Genomic DNA, 778 nt, shown 5'->3' with positions numbered 1-778 from the left:
ATAGGACATTTCTATTTGGTTTTAAGGTAGGACATTTCTACTTAGGAATAACAAATTAATAATACGATTATCTATGTTGTTGCTCAAGCAACTTATATTTTTAAAGTACTTCAAACTCAATCCGACGGTTTTTCTTTCGACCTTCAGCTGTGGTATTTTCCGCTACAGGTTTACTTGCACCTAGACCATCAGTACTGAGCAAATGTGCTGGAATATTTTTTTTGATTAAATAAGTCTTTACTGCTTCTGCACGTTGCTGACTCAATTGCAGATTTTGATGAGCATTGCCTGAACTATCCGTATGTCCAATAATCCGTATTTTTTTAGCACCCACCTTGTTTAAAGCAATGACCATTTCATCCAGGATCTGTGCACCTGAAAATGCTAATACCGCACTACCAGATTCAAACTCAATAATTCGATTCTTTAATGCTGCATCAATGATCTGCTGTTCAGCCTGATTGACTGAAAGCTGGGTATTTAAGCGGTAACTTGCTGGTGTTAATCCCTGAAATTTTGCTGTAATTTCCTGAATTTCATGAGGATTTGATACTTTACCTGTGAGCTGAATATCAGTACCTTTTACTGTTAATTTACCGTTTTTGACCTTTTTCAGATCTTCATGAATTACTGTACTGACTGTATTTGACCAGTCTGCTGGTGCGGTGACCTGACGGATCTGGATGCGGTCCACCACATTTTTCTGCCCATAAGTTGTATATAATTTACTCAGTATTTCCTGTTTGGTCATCTCAGTGGGTACAGCACCTTCAATAAT

General features: G+C 37.5%; 1 protein-coding gene. It reads right to left on the bottom strand.

Annotated features, from left to right (window positions below; translation table 11 throughout):
- Positions 1–100 precede the first annotated feature (100 nt).
- Positions 101–778, bottom strand: a 678-nt coding sequence (locus tag B4033_RS06310) for an OmpA family protein (protein ID WP_286832733.1), incomplete at its 5' end; no start/stop codon positions are given.

The sequence above is a fragment of the Acinetobacter sp. UBA3132 genome, from assembly GCF_002364825.1.
In the GTDB taxonomy this organism is placed as follows: Bacteria; Pseudomonadota; Gammaproteobacteria; order Pseudomonadales; family Moraxellaceae; genus Acinetobacter; species Acinetobacter schindleri.
This window is presented reverse-complemented; position numbering and strand designations above follow the sequence as displayed.